Raw genomic sequence first — 21,208 nt, 5'->3', positions numbered from 1 at the left:
CCGCCCTTAAAGCGGGCCGCCATCCCGCCGCAGTTCGGATATTTTCATGCTTTCTGTCTTTCGCCGCTTCATCAAATCCCGGTTCGGGGCAGTGTTCGCGCTGCTATTCTTAGGGACGATCGCCGCAGCCTTCATATTGGGCGACCTGTCGAGCGGTCAGTTCGGGACCAGCTTTGGCGGTGGCGGCACGGCAGCCAAGGCCAAGGGCTACAAGCTGACCGAAACCGAGTTGCAGGAGCGGGTGCAGCGGGTGTTCGATAATGCGCGCCGGTCCGATCCCGGTCTGCAGATCAACGATTTCTTCGCGCAGGGCGGCGCGGCGCAGGTTTATGACCAGTTGGTCGCGTCACTGGCGCTGCGCGCTTTTGCCGACGATCAGGGCATGCACATCTCAAAGCGGCTGGTCGATGCGCAGATCGCGCAAATTCCGGCGTTTCAGGACGCAGCCGGCAATTTCAGCCAGGAGAATTTCCGCAATCTGCTTGCACGCGAGCGGCTGACGGAAAAGGATTTGCGCGACGATATCAGCCGCGAAATCCTGCAGCGGCAATTGCTGACCCCGATCGGCATGGGCGTGAAGCCGACCGACAGCCTGGTCTTGCCCTATGCCTCGTTGCTGCTGGAAGCGCGGCAGGGCACGGTTGCGGCGATCCCGGCGGTCGCGTTCCTGGACGAGAAAGACCCGACCGACGCGCAACTGGCCGATTTCTACAAGCGCAACGCCGATCGCTTCACCATCCCCGAACAGCGGCGCATCCGCTATGCCGTGGTCGATGCCGAGCGTTTCGCGCAAGCCTCGCAGCCAAGCGATGCGGAAATCACCGCCGCTTATAGCCAGAACAAGGCCGCCTATGCCGCCAAGCAGAGCCGGACGATCGAGCAGCTGGTGCTGCCGACCGAGGCTGCTGCCAAGGCGATTGCCGACAAGGTGAAGGGCGGCGTATCGCTGTCCGCCGCTGCACAGGGCGCTGGCCTGGCGGTGGCGACGCTGGCCGACCAGACCCCTGCGACACTTACCACCACGGCGGGCAAGGCTGCGGTCGATGCCGCCTTTGCCGCCAAGCAAGGCGATCTGGTTGGTCCCGTGCGCGGGCCCCTCGGCTGGCTGTTGCTGCGTGTGACGGCGGTCAAGGACATTCCTGCCCGCGCGCTGGCGTCGGTGCGGGACGAAATCGTCGCGACGCTGCGCACGCAGAAGGAAAAGCAATTGCTGGCCGACTTTACCGGCAAACTGGAAGATCAGATCGCGGATGGCGGGACGTTCGAGGAAGTAGTCAAGGATAATGGCCTCAAGCTCGAAACCAGCCCGTTGCTGCTCGCCACTGGCAAGCAGGTCGAGGATCAGGCCTATGTCGTGGCACCCGACGTGCAGCCACTGCTGGCACCCGTCTTTGCGATGAGCGCCGACGACGATGCGCAAATGGTGCCGATCACCCCCGACAAGCGCTATGCGCTGATTGCACCGGGCGAGATCGTCGCCGCTGCGCCGCCGCCGCTGGCCAAGGTCAAGCCGATCGTGCAGGCGCAATATAAGCTGAACGCAGGCAACGATAAGGCCAAGGCATTGGCCGAACAGATCCGCGCCAAGGTGGCCAAGGGCATGAAGCTGGCCGACGCGATCGCGCAGGCTGGCGTCAAGCTGCCCGCGCCGCAGACGCTGGGCGGCAAGCGCGCCGACATCATGCGCGGCGAACAGCGCCCGCCCGCCGAAATCGCCATCCTCTTTTCGATGGCGGCGAACACGGTCAAGACGCTGCCGATCGGCCAGGATCGCGGCTATTTCGTGGTCCAGCTCAACGCGATCGAACGGGGCGATGCCAAGAACCAGCCCGAATTGATGGCGCAGATGCGCGACCAGCTCGGCGAAGTGATCGGCCAGGAATATGGCCAGCAGTTCGAGCGCGCGGTCGAAAAGCATCTGAAGGTCACGCGCAATGCCAATGCGGTCGAAGGCGTGCGCAGGGCGCTGGCCGCCACCACCAGCGGCGACCAGTAAGATGATCGCAGGCGGGGGCGACGCAGCGGCGCGGGCGGCGTTGGAGCGCGGCGAGTCCGCGCTCGTGTGGCGGCGGCAGATTGCCGACACCGACACGCCGATTTCCGCCGCGCTCAAATTATTCGAGGCCGATCGCGGTGACTATCTGCTCGAATCGGTCGAGGGCGGCGCGGTACGTGGCCGCTACAGCCTGATCGGCCTGGCCCCCGACCTAGTGTTTCGCGCCCATGGGCAGAGCGCGGCGATCAACCGCCACTGGGCGACCGACCGCGACGCCTTTGCGCCGCTGGAGGCGGGTGCGCTGGACGCCTTGCGCGATCTGGTGGCCGAATGCCGGGCGGAGATGGACCCGGCATTGCCCGCGGCGCTCGCCTGCCTGGTCGGCTATTTCGGCTATGAGACGGTGGGCCTGGTCGAGAAGCTGCCCCGCCCTGCCCCCAATCCGATCGACCTGCCCGACATGCTGTTCGTGCGGCCGACCGTCATCCTGATCTTCGATCGACTTGCCGATCAGCTCTATCTGGTCGCGCCGGTGTGGAAGGGCAGTTTTGCCGACCCGGATCGCGCCATCGAACAGGCGCTGGAGCGGATCGAGGCGACAGCCGCGCGGCTGGCTGCGCCGATCCCGGCCGCCCCCGCCCAGGCCGACATTGCCGACATCGCCGTGACCCCGGTGCTGGAGCCGGGCCGCTATGCCGCCATGGTCGATCGCGCCAAAGACTATATCGTGGCGGGCGACATTTTTCAGGTGGTGCTGGCGCAGCGCTTCACCAGCCCCTTCACCCTGCCGCCGATCGCGCTTTACCGGGCGCTGCGGCGGATCAATCCGTCGCCCTTCCTCTATTATCTCGACCTGCCCGGCTTCGCGCTGATCGGCTCAAGCCCGGAAATCCTGGTCCGCGCGCGCGATGGCGAAGTCACGATCCGGCCGATCGCAGGCACGCGCCCGCGGGGCAAGAATGCCGTGGAGGATGCCGCAAACCGCGAAAGCCTACTCGCCGATCCCAAGGAGCGGGCCGAACATCTGATGCTGCTCGACCTTGGCCGCAACGATGTCGGCCGGGTGGCGACGGCGGGCAGCGTGACCGTGACCGACAGCTATACGGTCGAATTTTACAGCCATGTGATGCATATCGTGTCCAATGTGGTCGGCCGCCTGTCGCCCGACAAGGATGCGCTCGATGCCTTGTTCGCGGGCTTCCCGGCGGGTACCGTCTCCGGCGCGCCCAAGGTGCGCGCGTGCGAGATCATCGCCGAACTGGAACCCGAAACGCGCGGCGCTTATGCGGGCGGCGTCGGCTATTTCGGGCCGGACGGGAATATGGACAGTTGCATCGTCCTGCGCACCGCCGTGTTGAAGGATGGCGTGATGCATGTGCAGGCGGGTGCGGGCATCGTTGCGGATTCGAACCCGGACTATGAACAGCGCGAATGCGAGGCCAAGAGCGGCGCTTTGCTGGCGGCGGCGCGCGAAGCCGTGGCATTGGCGCGGGATGCGGGGTTCGGGCAGTAAACGGGGCTAAGGCTTATCGACACGCCCGCCAGCCAGTCGCACCGCGTTCGGCCTGGTCGAGATGGAAATGGTCGCGATGCGCGGCATTATAATCGGGTGACAGGACGGTCGAAAACAGGTCGCACGCCCCGTCGCGCACGGCACGCAGGAATTGCGCATCCTCGCCCTCACCCTGCCAGTCGCGCAGCACGCTGATGCTGCGGCCGTCGGCCAGGGTGAAGCCCGCCACGTCAAGCGCGTCGGCGGTCGCATGTTCGCTGAAATCGCCCTCGCTGCGGCCATACATGCGGCGGCAGCTATAGCTGCCCAGATGGCGCACGGACCGCACCGACTGGCCATAGATGCGCTGGGCGGCGGGCTGCACGACCTGCCACTCCCACAGTTTGAGCGCTGCCACTACGGGACAGGATGGCGCGACCGACGCCGGGGCCAGCGCGATCGCGTGCTTTTCCGCGCGGAATCGCACCGCATCGGCATAGGCGCACTGGTCCGCCCCGCCCGGCTGCACCGCGACATAATCGACCCCCGCCCGGTCGAGCAGCGCGCGGCATTGCGCGGCATCGCCGGTCAGCGCGGTCAGCTTGCGCCCGGTGAACATGCCGATCGGCTGGCTCAAGTCGAGGTCAGTCCAGGGCATGTCCTGCGGCCGCTGCCGCACCACGGCATAGCCGAGCAGCAGGAGAAGCAGCAGGACGGCAAGCAGGACGAGGCGGCGAAGGGTCACATGAAGTTTGCGCATGGCTCAAGCACGCCTGACCTGCCCCATAGGTTCCGAAGTGACCGGATATCCCAGATGATCGGGGATGCATAAATGCCGTTCGCCATCCCGCTCCTCCTGCCAAGGCCGCACCGTTTCGACCGGATAGGCGCGCGCATGGGCGACGAGGTCAGCATGGTTGGCGCACAGGGCCAGCCGCTCCAGATTGCGCCGGGTCGGATAAATCACCTTCCCCTCCCCCGCATCGCATTGCGCCAGCGTGGCCGCCGCGCCGCTCCAGAACAGCTTTACATTTTCGGTCGTATCGACGGTGGCCATCTGTCCGTCCGGCGCGCGGGCGATGTAGAAGCGCGTGTCGAAGATCCGCGTCGCCTGATCGAAGGGCGCGGGATGCCAGCGGGCGAAGGGCGTCAGCGCATCGAACGCAACTTCCAGCCGATGCCGGTCGAGCAACGCCCCCAGGCCCACGCCTTCGCGCAAGCCGTCGCGCAGGCGTAGCACGGTGGCGGCGTCCACCACGCCATCCAAGCCAACGCCCAGCCCGGCTTCCTCGATCGTCTCGCGAATCGCGGCGATGCGCGCAGCGGCCTCGTCTTGGTCCAGTCCATGGTCGATGCGCGCGGCCAGATCATGATCCTCCGCATCAACCGCGCCGCCGGGAAAGACCAGCGCACCAGCGGCAAAGGCCATGGTGCTGGCCCGTTCCATCATCAATAGATCCGGCGGCCCATCGGCCCGGTCGCGCACGATCACGACGGTTGCCGCCGGGCGGCTGCGCTGTTCCAATTCTGTCATGAAACCGCCTTAGGCGCGCGGGGCGCTGGCGGTAAAGTCCTTCGAGCAACCCCAAAGGAAGGGGTTGGTGGAGCCTAGCGGGATCGAACCGCTGACCTCGTCATTGCGAACGACGCGCTCTCCCAGCTGAGCTAAGGCCCCAAAGGAGCGCTGCCTATAGGCGAGGGATTTGGCGCTTGCAACGGTCTTTTTGCACGATCGCTTGCGCCGCCACCGCGCGCGGTGCCAAAGCGTTCGCCCGTTCCAAAAGAGGCCCCTATGCCAACCATCGCCCTGCTGATCATCTCCAATGTCTTCATGACCATCGCCTGGTATTGGCACCTCAAGGGCGGCATGGAAAAGCCGATCCTGCTGGTCATCCTGATCAGCTGGGGCATCGCCCTCGTTGAATATTGCTTTGCCGTTCCCGCCAACCGGATCGGCTATGCCCATGGCTGGAGCGCGGGACAGCTCAAGGTCGCGCAGGAAGCGATCGCGCTGGTCATCTTCGGCGGCTTCATGGTCACCGTGCTGGGCGAACCCCTCCACTGGCGCCACCTCGCCGCCTTCGCCTGCATCATGGGCGCGGTGGGGTTTTTGTTCGTGGGGAAATGAATCGGATCAGGGCAGCAGGAGCGAACTGTCGCCATAGCTATAGAAACGATAACCGCTGCCGATGGCATGGGCATAGGCGGCCTGCATCCGGTCGCGGCCCATCAGCGCCGAGACCAGCATGAACAGGGTTGATTTGGGCAGGTGGAAATTCGTCATCAGCCCGTCGATCGCGCGGAAGCGGTAGCCGGGGGTGATGAAAATGCGGGTTTCGTCGGCAAAGGGATGGATGATGCCGTCTTCGCTCGCCGCGCTTTCCAGCAGGCGCAGGGACGTCGTGCCGACCGCGATCAGGCGACCGCCCGCCGCGCGCGCGGCGTTCAGCCGGTCGGCGGTGGCCGGTTCGATGCGGCCCCATTCGGCATGCATGCGATGGTCGTCAGTATCGTCGGCCTTGACCGGCAGGAAGGTGCCCGCGCCGACATGCAGCGTCAGCGTTTCCGTCAGCACGCCAGTCTGCGCCAGCGCCGCCATCAGGTCCGGCGTGAAATGCAGCGCGGCGGTGGGGGCGGCGACCGCGCCATCCTCGCGCGCGAACATAGTCTGATAATCGCTGACGTCGCGTTCGTCGGTCGGGCGCTTGCTGGCGATATAGGGGGGCAAGGGCATACGACCGGCCCGCTCCAGCAGCACTTCCACCGCTTCTGTGCCTTCGAAGTCGAGCGTCACGCCACCATCTTCGTCGCGTGGCCCGGCGATCGCGGTGACGCCTGCGCCGAAGTCGATCCGGTCGCCATCCCGCACCCGCTTGGCATTGCGCAGGAAGGCCTGCCATTGGCGGAGGCCCAGGCGCTTGTGCAGCGTCGCGCCGATCCGCGCTTCGCCGCGCGTGCCTTCCAACTGGGCGGGAATGACGCGGGTGTCGTTGAAGACCAGGACGTCGCCCGCGCGCAGCAAGCCCGGCAGGTCGCGTACCGTGAGGTCGGCGAAGTCCCCTGCCCCCGGCACCAGCAACAGCCGCGCGGCATCGCGCGGGCTGGCGGGGCGCAGCGCGATATTCTCCGGTGGGAGGTCGAAGTCGAACAGGTCTACGCGCATCGGTCTATCTGTTTCGTGTGATCAAGCCAGCAACCGTTCGTGTCGAGCGCAGCCGAGACGGGCCAGCTGCTTCTCGACTTCGCTCGAAGCGAACGGAAAGCTGTGGCCTATTATTGTTCCGGTGCAGGCGCGGTGATCGACGGCGCGGCGGGCGCGGCCATGCCGGGCATCGGCGTGGTCACGGGCGGCTTGCCATCGCTTTCGATCGAGGCCTGCAGAATCGTGCTGGGGTTGGCGGGCGGTTCGCCCTGCGCGATCGAATCGACATATTGCATGCCTTCGATCACGCGACCGAAGACGGTATATTTCTTGTCGAGCTGCATCCGGGGCAGCAGGACGATGAAGAACTGGCTGTTGGCGCTGTCTTCACTCTGCGCGCGCGCCATCGACAGGGTGCCGCGCAAATGCGGCATCGGATTGAATTCGGCCTTGAGGTCAGGGAGTTGCGATCCGCCGGTGCCATCGCCCTTGGGGTCGCCGCCCTGCGCCATGAAGCCGGGGATGACGCGATGGAATTTCAAGCCATTATAAAAGCCCTGGCGCGTCAATTCCTTGATCCGCTCGACATGCGCAGGCGCGATGTCGGGGCGCAACTGGATGCGGACGCGGCCGCCGGTCGACAGGTCCAGATCCCAGATATTCTGGGGATCGGCGGGAACGGTCGCGGGCGGCAGCTTGGGGGTCAGGTCGGTTTCCAGCGACTTGGCATTGTCCTGCGCGCGCACGGCGGCCTCGGCCCGCTTCGCTTCGTCACCCCCGCCGCCGCCGGGCGCACCCTGCGCATAGGCAAAGCCGGACGTTGCGAGGGCGACACCGATCGCCATGGTCTTGAGCGCGCAGGTGAAACGCATGAAGCAGACTTCCTTGATCTTATGGGCATAGGGCCAAGCCGCCCTGATAGCGCGCTGATCGCGATTGGCAACTGAACGCAGGCTGAGCGACGTTATGCGTTGCCCTTCCGACCTATCGCATCGACCCGCGCCACGACTTCATCGCGCACGGCGGGACTGACGAATTTGTGGATCGGCCCGCCGTACAGCGCGATCTCCTTGACCAGGCGCGACGCGATCGGTTGCAGGCAGACGTCCGCCATCAGGAATACGGTTTCGACGCGCGCATTGATCTGCTGGTTCATGCCCGCCATCTGATATTCATATTCGAAGTCGGCAACGGCGCGCAGCCCGCGCACGATGACGCTCGCCCCCTGCGATTCGGCGAAATCCATCAGCAGCGAATTGAAACCGATGACGACGATGTCAGCGTCGATCCCCGCACATTCGCGCCGCACCATGTCCAACCGCTCTTCGTCGGAGAACATGGGCGATTTGGCGATATTGGTCGTGACCCCGATCACCAGCTTGTCGACCAGCTTCGCGCCGCGCCGGATGATGTCCATATGGCCCAGGGTGATGGGATCGAAAGTGCCGGGATAGACGCCGATACGCTGCTTGCTCATGGGCTTTAGCGGTCCCTCTCAACGATATAGTCGGCGATGGCGCGCAACAGGTCGGCCTCCGCGCCATAGCCGTGCAGATGCGCCTTGGCCTGATCGACCAGCATATGCGCCTGCGCCCGTGCGCGATCGACGCCGAGCAGCGACACGAAGGTTTCCTTGCCCGCCGCCGCATCCTTGCCCAGCGCCTTGCCGGCCAGGTCCGCGTCGCCCTCGACATCCAGCAGATCGTCGGCGATCTGGAAAGCAAGGCCAATGTCGCGGGCATAGCCATGCAGGCTGGTGCGCGCGTCCACCGGGATGCGCGCCATGATCGCGGCCGCTTCGACGCAGAAGGCGATCAAGGCCCCGGTCTTGAGATTTTGCAGGCGCGTGACGGTGGCGAGGTCGAAGCGGGACTTTTCCGCCTCCAGGTCCATCATCTGCCCGCCTGCCATGCCCGCCGGGCCGCTGGCCAGCGCAAGCGCCCTGACCAGGTCGATCCGCACGAACGGGTCGGCATGGGTCTGTTCGTCGGCCAGGATTTCGAAGGCGACATCGTGCAGGCAATCGCCCGCCAGGATGGCGCTGGCTTCGTCGAACGCCTTGTGGACGGTGGGCTTGCCGCGGCGCATGTCGTCATCGTCCATCGCGGGCAGATCGTCATGGATCAGCGAATAGACATGGATGCACTCGACCGCCAAACCCACCCGCAGCGCCGATTCGCGCGCGATGTTGAACAGGTCGCAGGTCGCTTCGACCAGCAGGGGGCGCAGCCGTTTGCCGCCGCCTATCGCCGCATGGCGCATCGCTTCATAGAGGCGCGCGCGCGCATCGTCGGTCACGGGCAAGAGCAGGTCGAACGCATGATCGATCCGTGCCGCAACATCGCGCGAACGGCTGGTCAGCAAAGCCGCCGACGAAACATCCCCCCCCATGCCGCTTAGTCCGCGCCGAACGGCTGCGCGCCGGTCACTGCGCCATTGGCATCGACCGTCAGCTTGGCGATCCGCGCTTCGGCGGCCTGCAGCCGGTCGGCGCAGCGTTTGCGCAACGCTTCCCCCTGGGCATAGAGCGAGATCGACTCATCGAGTGGCACATCGCCGCTTTCAAGCCTGCGCACGATCGATTCGAGGGCGCGTAACGCATCCTCGAACGAAAGCTGGGTGGGGTCCGGGGCTTGCGTGCTGCTGTCGGTGGCCATGGCCATGCATTGACCGCCACCGCCCGCCCGGTCAAGCCCGCAGCGGACAATCGGGCATATGCCTTATGGTTCGGACACCCCACTGACGGCACTGCGGCATGACGTCATATCAAGCGCATGGCGGGAATAGCGCAGTTTTGCGTTGACGCATCATGCTGCACACGCACATAAAAGGATCGCTATGAAATCTTATATCACCCTGATCGCCGCCGCGAGCCTTGGCTTGCTGTCCGCCTGCAACCAGAATGACGAACCCGAAGTCGTGGGCGGCCCCGCCGACCCGATGGCTGCGGAACTCGCCAACGCCGCGCCCGTCGAGCTGCCGCCGTCGGTCAAGGCCAACAAGCAGTTCCGCTGCAAGGACAACAGCTTGCTGTTCGTCGATTATATGAGCGACGACAAGACCGCGCTGTTGCGCACCGAAAAGGGCGGCGCAGCCACCACGCTGAAGGCGGCCGAAGCCGGTCAGCCGTTCACCGCCGAGGGCGGCTACACCATCGACGGTTCGGGCGACAATGTCACCATCACCGTCCCTGGCAAGAGCGCGCAGGCCTGCCACGTTTAAGGCGACCTGATCCTTTCAACCATTTCCAGGCCGGACCGCCCCTAACGGTCCGGCCTTTTTCTTGTTTGCGCATTGGCGGGTTTCGCCCTTGCGGACATTCCCCGTTCACCTAGAGATGCGGAATGACCGATGCTGCTAAGGCCACAACCGCGATCCCGAACGGAGTCGTTCTCGTGTATGATCCGACCGCAATCATAGAGGTTCCGGCCGATACCGGTTCGGGGGCCGTGCTTTCTACTAAGAACTGCGTCTCAATCTGGACCCTCCATGAAGTTGATGGTGTGGTCGAGTTGAGCTTTGCTGATCAGATCAGTGAGCCAAGCCTCAGCCTCATCTTCGAAGGGCTGCTTGAGACGCCTGGTTGCAAGCTGGCCTTCAACACTTCCGCTTGCGAGCCTATCATTGAGGTTGCGGTAGCGGCCGTGCAATCAGCGCTGTCGATCTACACCAACGACCTCCATGATCCTTCAAGGGTGGTGTGCATCGTCGGCTAGCAGGGGAGAAAGCTGGGTAGGGCAATGTCCGCTCCCACCATTTCTCGCCATCCAGAGAAAGCCGACACGCCCCCTACTTCTCCGCCCGCCTCTGCGCGCAATCGCAGCAAACAAGCGCGGGAGAGGCGCGACAGTCTCTTATCCCGTTTCTCCTGCCCGATCGACGCATGTCCACCAAAGCATGCACGCCGCCATTGCTCTCCGCCCACGCGGCCGCTAAAGGCGCGGCATGTCCAGCACCGCCACCCAGATCACCCCGGAAATCGTCGCCGAACATGGCCTCAGCCCGGAAGAATATGACCGCGTTCTGAAGGCGATCGGCCGCGAGCCGAACCTCACGGAACTCGGCATATTCTCGGTCATGTGGTCGGAGCATTGCTCCTATAAATCCTCCAAAATCCACCTGATGAAGTTGCCGACCACTGGCCCGCAGGTGATTTGCGGCCCCGGCGAAAATGCGGGTGTGGTCGACATTGGCGATGGGCAGGCGGCGATCTTCAAGATGGAGAGCCACAACCACCCCAGCTATATCGAACCCTATCAGGGCGCGGCGACCGGCGTTGGCGGCATCCTGCGCGACGTGTTCACCATGGGCGCGCGGCCGATCGCCAACATGAATGCGCTGCGCTTCGGGCGGCCTGATCATCCCAAGATGCGCCACCTCATCAGCGGCGTGGTGCGCGGCATCGGCGGCTATGGCAATTGCGTGGGCGTGCCGACCGTGGGCGGCGAGGTGAATTTCCACCCCGCCTATGACGGCAATATCCTGGTCAACGCCATGACCGTGGGGATCGCCGACACCGACAAGATCTTCTACAGTGCCGCATCGGGCGTGGGCAACTCCATCGTCTATGTCGGCTCCAAGACCGGCCGCGACGGCATCCATGGCGCGACCATGGCGAGCGCCGATTTTGGCGACGATGCCGACGCCAAGCGCCCCACCGTGCAGGTCGGCGATCCCTTCACCGAAAAGCTGCTGATCGAAGCCTGTCTTGAACTCATGGCCTCCGATGCGATCGTCGCGATTCAGGATATGGGCGCGGCGGGCCTCACTTCCTCCAGCGTCGAAATGGCGTCGAAGGGCGGCGTCGGCCTGCTGCTCAACATGGACGCCGTGCCGCAGCGCGAAACCGGCATGACCGCCTATGAAATGATGCTCTCCGAATCGCAGGAGCGCATGTTGATGGTGTTGAAGCCCGGCCGCGAAGCCTTTGCCGAAGCCATTTTCCACAAATGGGAACTGGATTTCGCGATCATCGGCGAAGTCACCGACAGCGGCCGCATGGTGCTGGTCCATCATGGCGAAACCGTGTGCGACATTCCGCTCGCCCCGCTGGCCGACGAAGCCCCGCTCTATGATCGCCCGTCGATGCCGATGGACGATTACAAGGCCTGGTCGGGCGTGAAGCCGCTGGGCGACATAACCGAAAGCACCGACATCGGCGCGGACCTCGTCAAACTGATGGGCAGCCCCGACATCGCCAGCCGCCGCTGGATCTGGGAGCAGTATGACCATATGGTCGGTGCCGACACCGTGCAGCGCCCCGGCGGCGACGCGGCCGTCGTGCGCGTCCATGGCAGCAATAAGGGCATCGCGATCAGCACCGATTGCACCCCGCGCTATTGTTATGCCGACCCCTATGAAGGCGGCAAGCAGGCGATCGCCGAATGCTATCGCAACCTGAGCGCGGTCGGCTCGACCCCGCTGGCAGTGACCAACTGCCTCAACTTCGCCAACCCCCAGCGCCCCGAAATCATGGCGCAACTGACCGGCTGCCTCGACGGCATGGGCGACGCCTGCCGCGCGCTCGACTTCCCGATCGTGAGCGGGAATGTGTCGCTCTATAATGAGAGCAAGGCGACCGGCGGCGGCAGCGCCATTTTGCCGACGCCTGCGATCGGCGGGATTGGGTTGCTGGCTGATGTGGATGTGATGGCGACGGTGGCGTTCAAGAATGAAGGCGACGCCATCTGGCTGATCGGCGGCGAAGGCACGCATCTTGGCCAGTCGATCTGGCTACGCGAAATCGTCGGTCGGGAAGCAGGCGAAGCGCCGACAGTCGATCTGGCCGCCGAGCGCACTAACGCCGACACCATCCGCGCCATCGTCGCATCGGGCACCGCCAACGCAGTTCATGATGTGTCCGACGGCGGCCTGTTGGTCACGATCGCGGAAATGGCCTTGGCGGGTAAGATCGGGGCAACGCTCGACATCGCGCTCACGACTACGTCTGCCTTTGGCGAAGATCAGGGCCGTTACGTCCTGACGACGGCCAATGACATAGACGTGCCCGGCGCTGTCCGCATCGGCACCGTTGGTGGAGCCGCAGTAGCGGGCGTAGCCCTCACCGACCTGCGCGCCGCGCATGAAGGCTTCTTCCCCAAATTGATGGACAGCGAACTCTAACGATTGGGTATCACGCCTGTCCGCAGGCGAAGCATATGCCCAATCGCCATGTCTCGTAGATCCAGTGATCAAGCCGATTGGGCAGCGTCACATGAATCAGCCAGGGTTGCCCTGCGGTCAATGACTGCAGAACGACCCTGCACGTCACGCGCGCATAGCGATCGGCAACTGGCCTACCCTGCTTGATCGCCTCCGCCGCCCCACCATAGGCCCACCTGTATACGCATCGGCAATCTCGATAGCGACCGCGCCTCCTCCACGATATCGTTCTTATGATTCCGCACGCGCATCAGCCGCGCGCCTTGATAGATAATTATTCGCAATAGCATTGACTCTGCGAAACGTTCTCAATAATTCCCCGGTCAGCAATCAGGGGGAAACATTCCATGTCCAACACCACATCCACGCCATCATTCCTGGCCTTGTCCTGCGTCGGCGCAATGGCCTTCGCCACGGCCGCACAGGCCCAAGAGGCCACATCGGGCCAGCGGCTGGGCGGCATGACCGTCACCGACACGGTCATCGACGAATCAGCAGTCAAAGTCGAACAGGCGGAATCGCCCAAATATGTGCGTCCCCTGCTCGACACGCCGCAAACCATCACGGTCATCGGCAAGGCAACGATCCAACAGCAAAATCTCCTGACGCTGCGCGATGTTCTTTCGACCGTACCGGGCATTACCTTCGGCGCGGGTGAAGGCGGGTTTGGCTATGGCGATCGGATCATCTTGCGTGGCCAGGATGCGAAGAATGATGTGACGATCGACGGTGTGCGATCGGGGGCCTTCCTCAACCGCAACGAGGTCTACAATATCGAGCAGGTCGAAGTGACCAACGGCGCCAATTCAGTGATGAATGGCGGCGGTTCCGTTGCCGGCACGATCAATCTGGTGACCAAGCGGCCGCTGGCAGACGATCAGACGATGGTCAGCGCAGGTATCGGCACGGACAATTATTACCGAGCGACCGTGGACACGAACAAGCGACTGAACGACCTGATCGCGGTGCGGATCAACGCGGTCTATCATGAAAATGACGTGCCCGGCCGCGATGTCGAAGATTATAAGCGCTGGGGCATCGCGCCCGCCATCACCATCGGCATCGACGGTCCAACCAGCCTGACCATTCAGGCTGAGCATCTGGATGACGAAGCGATGCCGCAATATGGCCTTCGCTATTATGCCAATAATGGCGGATTTCTCGAAGAATTCGACCGCAGCGGCTATTATGGCTTTGCCAATCTGGACCGGCAGGACAGCAAGACCAACAGCCTGCAAGCCATCTTCAGCCATGCGTTCAGCGACACGTTGAAAATCCGCAATCTGACACGCTATGAAAATATCCAGCAGAATACCGTTACCAGCCAACCCAACGGGACATTCTGCCTGTCCACCAATTTGCAGCCGATGGATATCAACGGTGCCAGCGCGCCCTGCACCGTGACGAGCGGAGGTGTCACCACCAGCGTTCCTGCAGGCTATTATCTGCCGACAGGTGGACGCGGCGTGCAACGGCTCATCTCCAACAAAACCGCCTATAATCAGTTCGACATCAGCGCCGATTTCGACACCGCCGGGATTACGCACAGCCTGGTGGTCGGCGCATCGGCCATGTGGGAGCAATATCGCCAGAAGCAGGGCACATTGCCGCGCAATGCCGACGGCTCCACCCCCGCCTTTCCGCTCGTCAACATATCCAATCCCGGCGAAGTCGTTGCAGGTCCAGCAGGCTACACCTATGGCAGCAATATCTATACCGGCCCGGTCAACTTCACCCTCGCCAGCAATAATGTCGGCGAGCAGACCAGCTATGCCGCCTATCTGTTCGACGCCATCAAGTTTAGCGACTTTTTCGAGATCAATGGTGGCATCCGGTACGAAAAGGCCAAGGGCTTCAACCGTTCGTTCAGCTATGTGACAACGCCAGGTGCGGCCAATCTTGGCGCCATCAATACGGTTACCGGCCCGTTCCGTGTGAACGACAATCTGTTTTCCTATCGGATCGGTGCCGTCGTGAAACCGACGGCCAACACCAGCCTTTATGTTGCCTATGGCAACTCCAAACTGCCCTCGAAAGTGTCGGTCGACGGCTCCTGCGCCGCGCTGACCTGCAATGTTGAGCCGGAAACCACCAAAAATTATGAGATCGGTGCCAAGGCCGATTTGTTCGATGCCAAGCTCCTGTTGACCGCCGCCATTTTCCGCAACGATCGCGACCAGATCAAGGTCGTGTCGGGCGACCCGACCTTGCCGGACCAGGCGACCGATGGCCACCAGCGAGTCGAGGGGCTTTCGCTCGGCGCATCGGGCAACATCACCAGTAATTGGACCATTTCGGCCAATTATATGTATCTCAAGAGCGAGATCAAACAGGGTGTGTCCGACTTCTGTCTGGCCAATCCCGGTGCGACCGATCCGACAGCGGGTACGTGCGCCAACAGTGCGGCGTTTATCGATCCGACGGCGAGCTATGCGCTGACGAATACACCCAAACATTCCGGCAGCCTGTTCACCACCTACCGCTTCGATTTCGGCCTGGAACTGGGCTATGGGCTGACCTACCAAGGTAAATTCCTGCTCAATCAACCGACATTGGCCCAACTTACGGCGGGCACTTATGTCGGCTATTCCGTGCCAAGCTACACCATTCACCGGTTCATGGTGAACTATCCGATCACGGATCGGCTCAAGGCGCAGGTCAATGTTCAGAATTTCACAAACGAGAAATATGTGACGACGGTGCGCAATGCCGTCGGCGGCAGCTGGGCGCAGCCCGCACCGACCCGATCGGCCGTGTTCAGCCTCAACTACCAGCTCTGATCCCGCACACCCCGACACAGTCCCGGTCGGGGAAGGACGGACGGCGATCTACCCTCTCCTCAGGTCGCCGTCCGCCCGCTTTCGCACAAGGTCAAAGTCGCGATTGATTCGCATTAGTCATTGCCCTATTCAAGACCGAGCAACGGATGGAAAGGGGGGCGCTGTTATGCTTCACGCTGCAATTCAACCCATGACGGATGATGACAGTGCCATATTCGCCGACCGTCCTCCGGTGCCATCGGCCCCGCTCATTTCGCCAACGATATACACTGCCGCCCGCGATCCCTATGGTTTCAGCAGGCAGCCCAATATTCCGGCGATTATGGTTATCATTCTGGTCCACGCCCTGTTGATCGGCATGCTGATCCAGATGCGCAGCCATGGGATGCGCGTGCAGGAAGCAAAACTGACTGTCGTCAACCTCGCACCGCCGCCACCCCCGCCGCACTCTGCCTCGGCAGCGCCGCCGCAACCGTCGGCACCTGAGGTCATCGCCCCGCCGCCGATCGTGCAGACGCCCGTGCCCCTGCCCCAGGCTGTCCAGACATCCCCCGTGCCCCAGGCCGTTTCCACCCCCGCACCGGCCCTTGAGGCCCTCGCTGGCCCGGCCGCGCCGACCGCCCTGCCAACCGCCCCGCCCAGCCTCATTCAGGGTGGCGATATCGGGACGCAGATGGTGTCGGGCAAACCGCCCCGCTATCCTATCGAAAGCCGCCGCAAGCGCGAGCAGGGCACGGTCGTCCTCCAGTTGATCCTGAGGGTCGACGGGACGGTCGAAACGATCATGGTCAGCCAAAGCAGCGGCTTTTCACGGCTCGACAACGCCGCACGCGATGCGGTGAAGCACTGGCGCTGGAAACCTATGCTGCGTGGTGGTCAACCGATGCGGGTGCGGGGCCTTGTCGAAATCCCCTTCGTCCTGCGACCCGATCCTGATTAACGGAAGCTCCTTAATTCCATGCTGATCGCCATTCCTGACCTGCTCGATGCGCCGGGCATCACCGCCATTCGCGCGCTGATCGACCCAACGACCTGGGTCGATGGCAATGTGACATCGGGCCATCAATCCGCGCTGGCCAAGCGCAATCTGCAATTGCCCGAAGACGCGCCCGCCGCCATTTCGGCGGGGCAGGTCATCCTCGACGCACTGGGCCGGTCGTCCCTGTTCATCGCCGCTGCGCTGCCGCTCAAGATTTTTCCGCCGCTATTCAACAGCTATGAAGGCGGACAGGCCTTTGGCGTACATGTCGATAACGCCGTGCGTATACAGGCGGGCACTGGCGTTCGGGTGCGATCGGATCTGTCGGTCACCGTGTTTCTGGAGGCACCCGACGCCTATGAAGGCGGCGAGCTGACGATCGAAACCAATTTCGGCGTGCAACAGGTAAAATTGCCAGCGGGTCACGCCGTGCTGTACCCGTCATCCTCCCTGCACCGCGTGGAGCCGGTTACGCAGGGACGTAGGGTCGCGAGCTTTTTCTGGGTCCAGTCGATGATCCGTGACGATGGAGCCCGGCAAATGCTGTTCGACCTCGATCGCAGCGTTCAAGGCGTAGCCGCAGCATTGGGCCATGATCATGGCGAGGTTATCAGGCTCACCGGCGTCTACCATAATTTGCTGCGCCGCTGGGCCGATGCCTGACAGGGCAGCGTAACCCGTGGCGGAGCGGCCGTGCCCTGATTGAACATCGTGGGGGCGGCTGTCGCCATCCCCCCGGATTCGCACATCCCCCTTGCACCCCTTGCGACACCCCGCCTATCAGCAGCGCAAAGGGATAAAGAGGATTGCGGGCAGATGAGCTATTATGATGTTCTGATCGTGGGTGCGGGCCATGCCGGGGCGCAGGCGGCGATTTCGCTGCGCCAGCATGGGTTCGAGGGCAGCGTCGCGATGATCGGCGATGAGAAAGACCCGCCCTATGAGCGCCCGCCCTTGTCCAAGGAATATTTCGCAGGCGACAAGAGTTTCGACCGCATCCTGATCCGTCCAGCCACCTTCTGGGGTGAGCGCAATATCGACATGCTGCTGGGCCGCCGGGTCAAGAGCGTCGATCCCGTCGGCAAGTTCGTGACGGTGGGGGGCGAAGAAATCGGCTATGGCAAGCTGATCTGGTGCACCGGCGGCACCCCCCGCATGCTGACCTGCAACGGCGCGGATGCGTCCAACGTCCATGCCGTGCGCCGCCGCGACGATGTCGATGCGATGATGGCGAAACTCGACAGCATCAATCATGTGACCATCATCGGCGGCGGCTATATCGGCCTGGAAGCGGCCGCCGTGCTGACCAAGTTCGGCAAGACCGTCGTCCTGCTCGAAGCGCTCGACCGGGTGCTGGCGCGGGTCGCGGGTGAACAATTGTCACGCTTCTACGAAGCCGAGCATCGCGCCCATGGCGTCGACCTGCGCACCGGCGCGCGGATGGATTGCATCGAAGTCGTCGACGGCAAGGCCACTGCTGTCTTGATGGAAGATGGCGAGCGGATCGAGACCGACATGGTGATCGTCGGCATCGGCATCATCCCCGAAACCGGCCCGCTGATCGCGGCGGGCGCAGCGGGCGGCAATGGCGTCGATGTCGATGAATATTGCCGCACCAGCCTGCCCGACATCTATGCCGTGGGCGATTGCGCTGCCCACGCCAACCGCTTCGCCGGTGGCGCGCAGATGCGGCTGGAATCGGTCCAGAACGCCAATGATCAGGCCAAGGTCGCGGTGGCGCACATATTGGGCAAGGAAGAAGCCTATAATGCCGTGCCCTGGTTCTGGTCGAACCAATATGATCTCAAGCTCCAGACCGTGGGCCTCTCCACCGGCTTCGATCAAGCGATCACCCGCGGCGACCCAGCGACGCGCAGCTTCTCCGTCGTCTATCTCAAAGGCGGCAAAGTCATCGCGCTCGACTGCGTCAATATGGTCAAGGATTATGTCCAGGGCCGCGCCCATGTCCTGTCCGGCGCAGCGCTTGACCAGACGCAACTGGCCGATGCCAGCGTGCCGTTGAAGGAAGTCGGGCTGGCATAAAGTAAAAATCCGTTCGGCCCCGGACTTGATCCGGGGCTGTCGAAGCCCTTTTCTTCTACTTAAGAAGAACGGCCCTTCGACAGGCTCAGGGCGAACGGAAACATATACCTACCCCCGAAAACTCGCCTTCATCGCCAATTCCCACGGCCCCCCGCGATAATGCCACGCCGCCAGCCCGGCGATCGCGAAGGGGCGTGGCACAAAGTCCGCACGCAACTGCTCTGCCAGCGCTTTCGCTTCCGCAGGCGCAACCTTGTTCTGCACGGTCACATGCAGCCGGGGTCGCGCCTGGTCCTGCGGCGTCAACAGCCCCGTAAACGCCTCCGCCAGTTCGTCGCGTATCGCCGCCAGCTCCGGGCTGTCGATGCGATAGGCCACCCCCCGCCCCAGCATCATGACCTCGCTCAACCGGGCCGCCGGAGCCGGTCCCCGACACAAGGCCTTGAGCCGATCACTCACCTCCCCCAACAGCGAAGGCGGCAGATGGTGGAACAGCGTGATATGCGCGGACAGGACATTGCGCTCGGGCGGAAAATGTGCCCGGCGCAGCCCGTCCGCCCAGGCGAAGTCCGCCGCCCCCATCAGCGCGCTGACGATGATGGGGGCCAGTGGGGCAGCCTCAACCAGCCGGATGCGCCTTCAGCCATTCCAGCACGGGTTCGGGCTGGGTTTCGCCATAGGGGTCTTCATCGTCGCCGTTATCGTTGATCCCCGGTTCCTCGAACCAGGCGATAATCTTACCGTCTTCGACCACCATCGCATAGCGCCAGCTACGGTCGCCAAAGCCGAGATGATTCTTCTTGATGAGCATGCCCATCCGCCGAGTAAAATCCCCCGACCCATCGGGCAACAGCTTCACATTTTTGAGGCCCAGCTGCTTGCCCCACTGGAACATGACGAAAGCGTCATTGACCGAGATGCAATAGACATCATCGATACCGACCGCCTTGAAATCATCGTAAGAACGCTCGAACGCCGGGCATTGCTCGGTCGAACAGGTCGGCGTGAAAGCACCGGGCAGCGAGAACACCACGGCGCGCTTGCCCGCGAACAAGTCGCCGGTCTGCACATCCTGCCAGCGATAGGGGTTCGGCCCCTCGACGCTTTCGTCGCGCACGCGCGTCTTGAGCGTCACATTCGGTACGGTTCTTCCCAGCATCAGTGCGTCTCCCAATCAGGGCCGCCTTGTCGCACAGGCGGCAACCATCTTTATGGGGATGAGGAAGCCGGACGGCAATCGCGCCCGGCATGCAATCAATGGTCGCGCCTCAAAGTTCGCCGCGCGACCGCCGGATTTCGAACCATTTGCGCACATTTTCATTATGCTGCTGATAGGTGTCGGCGAAGATATGCCCGCCCTTCCCGTCCGCGACAAAATAGAGCGCCTTGGTTTCGGCCGGATGCAACACCGCCAGGATCGACAACCGCCCCGGATTGGCGATCGGCCCCTTGGGCAGGCCGACCATCGCATAAGTATTATAGTCGTTGACGTCGGCAATCTCCGACTTGCGGATGCGCCGACCCAGCGGCTTGCCGCGCGTGATCGGGTAGATGATCGTCGGGTCGGCCTGCAACATCATATTGGTGCGCAGGCGATTGCTGTAGACGCCCGCCACCGTCGGCCGTTCGGACGCGACGGCAGTTTCCTTTTCGACGATGCTGGCCAGGATGATCGCCTCTTTGGGTGTCTTGGCGACCGTATTGAGCGCGCGTTCGGCCCATAATTTGGCCAGCGCCTCATCCATCGCCTTCTGCATGCGTTTCAGCACGGCCGCGCGCGGCTCGCCCTTGTCGAAGGCATAGCTGTCGGGCAGCACGCTCCCTTCCTCCGGCACAGGAATGTCGCCGGTCAGTTGGTCGTTCGCCATCAAGCGCTCATGTACCAGGATAGAGGGCATGCCTTCGGGAATGGTGATCAACCGGGTCAGCGTCTTGCCGCCCTGCAGGATGGAGAGGATATCGCTGTTGCTGGCCCCGGCAGGGATGACGAACTCCCCCGCCTTGATCGGTGTACCCGCCCCGAAAATCTTGGCCCGCGTCAGGAACGCATCGGCCGACCGCACCGCGCCCGCCTGTTTCAGCAACACCGCCGCATCGGACAGCGTAGCCCCGTCGCGCACGACCACGCTGACATCCTGGGCCGCCGGCCCCTGTTCGGTCCAGCCCGCCACGAAGCGAAAGGCAATGAAAGCCGCAACGGCGAGGCCGATCAGCAGGACGATACAGCCCAGTCGTTGCTTCGAATTCCGGTTCGATCGTCTTGCCATCATCACCATCGCCCCAGAGGAATATCCGCGACCGCCAAATCCTCCCCTGATCCTCCCCTGTAAGGTTCGGCAGAGGCACGTGACTCTGCCGAAGGGGACCGCCGAAGGCGGTGGAGGGGTATCAACCTCTCGATAGGGTGACACCCCTCCATCAGGGCTACGCCCTACCACCTTCCCCTACAGGGAATTGTCGCGAAATTCATCACCCACAGGTTCTTCCGTCATCCCCGCGAAGGCGGGGATCCATCTCCGGACCTAAAATCAAGACGATAAGGTGGGAGATGGGTTCCCGCCTTCGCGGGAATGACGATGCTTCGTAAGCAATCCGCATTTCGCAACGATCCCCT

General features: G+C 63.2%; 20 protein-coding genes and 1 tRNA gene. 10 read left to right on the top strand and 11 right to left on the bottom strand.

Features of this window, described 5'->3' with window-relative positions:
* The first annotated feature begins 46 nt into the window (after nucleotides 1-46).
* Both BSY17_RS18275 and trpE read left to right on the top strand, forming a co-directional pair.
* Nucleotides 47-1,996, top strand: coding sequence for a peptidylprolyl isomerase (locus BSY17_RS18275; protein WP_069066534.1), 1,950 nt, complete (start codon nucleotides 47-49; stop codon nucleotides 1,994-1,996).
* Nucleotide 1,997: 1 nt separating this feature from the next.
* The gene (gene trpE, locus BSY17_RS18270) at nucleotides 1,998-3,509 is read left to right on the top strand and encodes an anthranilate synthase component I (protein WP_069066533.1); all 1,512 of its coding nucleotides are present in this window, start codon (nucleotides 1,998-2,000) and stop codon (nucleotides 3,507-3,509) included.
* Between the two features lie 13 nt (nucleotides 3,510-3,522).
* Here the strand turns inward: trpE and BSY17_RS18265 are convergent, their stop codons facing one another.
* The 3 genes from BSY17_RS18265 to BSY17_RS18255 all read right to left on the bottom strand — a co-directional run bounded on the left by BSY17_RS18265 (nucleotide 3,523) and on the right by BSY17_RS18255 (nucleotide 5,163).
* Nucleotides 3,523-4,248: an extensin-like domain-containing protein gene (locus BSY17_RS18265; RefSeq protein WP_069066532.1), complete on the bottom strand. Its 726-nt coding sequence runs from the start codon at nucleotides 4,246-4,248 to the stop codon at nucleotides 3,523-3,525.
* 3 nt (nucleotides 4,249-4,251) lie between these two features.
* Nucleotides 4,252-5,022 (bottom strand): NUDIX domain-containing protein, encoded by a 771-nt coding sequence (locus BSY17_RS18260; RefSeq protein ID WP_069066531.1) that lies wholly within the window; start codon nucleotides 5,020-5,022, stop codon nucleotides 4,252-4,254.
* A 65-nt stretch (nucleotides 5,023-5,087) separates the two neighbouring features.
* Nucleotides 5,088-5,163, bottom strand: a tRNA-Ala gene (locus BSY17_RS18255).
* 117 nt (nucleotides 5,164-5,280) lie between these two features.
* Here BSY17_RS18255 and BSY17_RS18250 point away from each other — a divergent pair.
* Entirely contained in the window at nucleotides 5,281-5,616 is a 336-nt protein-coding gene (locus BSY17_RS18250) for a DMT family protein (protein ID WP_037476486.1), read from the top strand.
* A 6-nt stretch (nucleotides 5,617-5,622) separates the two neighbouring features.
* Here the strand turns inward: BSY17_RS18250 and queA are convergent, their stop codons facing one another.
* The 5 genes from queA to BSY17_RS18225 all read right to left on the bottom strand — a co-directional run bounded on the left by queA (nucleotide 5,623) and on the right by BSY17_RS18225 (nucleotide 9,287).
* Complete coding sequence (queA, locus tag BSY17_RS18245; RefSeq protein WP_069066530.1) at nucleotides 5,623-6,651, bottom strand: tRNA preQ1(34) S-adenosylmethionine ribosyltransferase-isomerase QueA; 1,029 nt, start codon at nucleotides 6,649-6,651, stop codon at nucleotides 5,623-5,625.
* A 110-nt stretch (nucleotides 6,652-6,761) separates the two neighbouring features.
* Nucleotides 6,762-7,502: a peptidylprolyl isomerase gene (locus tag BSY17_RS18240; protein ID WP_069066529.1), complete on the bottom strand. Its 741-nt coding sequence runs from the start codon at nucleotides 7,500-7,502 to the stop codon at nucleotides 6,762-6,764.
* Between the two features lie 92 nt (nucleotides 7,503-7,594).
* Nucleotides 7,595-8,107 carry a pantetheine-phosphate adenylyltransferase gene (gene coaD / locus BSY17_RS18235; RefSeq protein ID WP_069066528.1) on the bottom strand — a complete coding sequence of 171 codons (513 nt, stop codon included), beginning with the start codon at nucleotides 8,105-8,107 and terminating at the stop codon, nucleotides 7,595-7,597.
* A 5-nt stretch (nucleotides 8,108-8,112) separates the two neighbouring features.
* On the bottom strand, nucleotides 8,113-9,021 hold the full coding sequence (locus BSY17_RS18230) for a polyprenyl synthetase family protein (protein ID WP_069066527.1): 909 nt from the start codon (nucleotides 9,019-9,021) through the stop codon (nucleotides 8,113-8,115).
* A gap of 5 nt (nucleotides 9,022-9,026) precedes the next feature.
* A complete protein-coding gene (locus tag BSY17_RS18225; RefSeq protein WP_037476479.1) occupies nucleotides 9,027-9,287 on the bottom strand; it encodes an exodeoxyribonuclease VII small subunit in 261 nt (86 codons plus the stop codon).
* A gap of 181 nt (nucleotides 9,288-9,468) precedes the next feature.
* On the opposite strand from BSY17_RS18225, the gene BSY17_RS18220 reads away from it, so the two are divergent.
* The 7 genes from BSY17_RS18220 (at nucleotide 9,469) to BSY17_RS18190 (ending at nucleotide 18,594) form a co-directional block, all read left to right on the top strand.
* Nucleotides 9,469-9,852 carry a hypothetical protein gene (locus tag BSY17_RS18220; protein WP_037476478.1) on the top strand — a complete coding sequence of 128 codons (384 nt, stop codon included), beginning with the start codon at nucleotides 9,469-9,471 and terminating at the stop codon, nucleotides 9,850-9,852.
* A 122-nt stretch (nucleotides 9,853-9,974) separates the two neighbouring features.
* Entirely contained in the window at nucleotides 9,975-10,346 is a 372-nt protein-coding gene (locus tag BSY17_RS18215; protein WP_069066526.1) for a hypothetical protein, read from the top strand.
* A 229-nt stretch (nucleotides 10,347-10,575) separates the two neighbouring features.
* Nucleotides 10,576-12,753, top strand: a complete 2,178-nt coding sequence (gene purL / locus BSY17_RS18210) for a phosphoribosylformylglycinamidine synthase subunit PurL (RefSeq protein ID WP_069066525.1) — start codon at nucleotides 10,576-10,578, stop codon at nucleotides 12,751-12,753.
* A gap of 386 nt (nucleotides 12,754-13,139) precedes the next feature.
* Entirely contained in the window at nucleotides 13,140-15,572 is a 2,433-nt protein-coding gene (locus BSY17_RS18205; RefSeq protein ID WP_069066524.1) for a TonB-dependent receptor, read from the top strand.
* A 322-nt stretch (nucleotides 15,573-15,894) separates the two neighbouring features.
* Nucleotides 15,895-16,512, top strand: a complete 618-nt coding sequence (locus BSY17_RS18200; RefSeq protein WP_335681313.1) for a TonB family protein — start codon at nucleotides 15,895-15,897, stop codon at nucleotides 16,510-16,512.
* Between the two features lie 18 nt (nucleotides 16,513-16,530).
* Complete coding sequence (locus tag BSY17_RS18195) at nucleotides 16,531-17,214, top strand: Fe2+-dependent dioxygenase (protein ID WP_069066522.1); 684 nt, start codon at nucleotides 16,531-16,533, stop codon at nucleotides 17,212-17,214.
* A gap of 153 nt (nucleotides 17,215-17,367) precedes the next feature.
* Entirely contained in the window at nucleotides 17,368-18,594 is a 1,227-nt protein-coding gene (locus tag BSY17_RS18190) for an NAD(P)/FAD-dependent oxidoreductase (protein WP_069066521.1), read from the top strand.
* A gap of 108 nt (nucleotides 18,595-18,702) precedes the next feature.
* Here BSY17_RS18190 and BSY17_RS18185 read toward each other — a convergent pair whose 3' ends face one another.
* From BSY17_RS18185 to mltG, 3 genes are all read right to left on the bottom strand, one after another.
* Nucleotides 18,703-19,176, bottom strand: a complete 474-nt coding sequence (locus BSY17_RS18185) for a 2'-5' RNA ligase family protein (protein WP_069066520.1) — start codon at nucleotides 19,174-19,176, stop codon at nucleotides 18,703-18,705.
* Nucleotides 19,177-19,213: 37 nt separating this feature from the next.
* Nucleotides 19,214-19,753: a peroxiredoxin gene (locus tag BSY17_RS18180; protein WP_069066519.1), complete on the bottom strand. Its 540-nt coding sequence runs from the start codon at nucleotides 19,751-19,753 to the stop codon at nucleotides 19,214-19,216.
* 109 nt (nucleotides 19,754-19,862) lie between these two features.
* Entirely contained in the window at nucleotides 19,863-20,864 is a 1,002-nt protein-coding gene (mltG, locus tag BSY17_RS18175) for an endolytic transglycosylase MltG (RefSeq protein WP_069067069.1), read from the bottom strand.
* Between the last annotated feature and the right edge of the window lie 344 nt (nucleotides 20,865-21,208).

The organism is Sphingobium sp. RAC03 (genome assembly GCF_001713415.1).
Classification (GTDB): Bacteria; Pseudomonadota; Alphaproteobacteria; order Sphingomonadales; family Sphingomonadaceae; genus Sphingobium.
The sequence above is the reverse complement of the archived record's forward strand: the minus strand, read 5'-3'. Positions and strand labels throughout refer to the sequence as shown.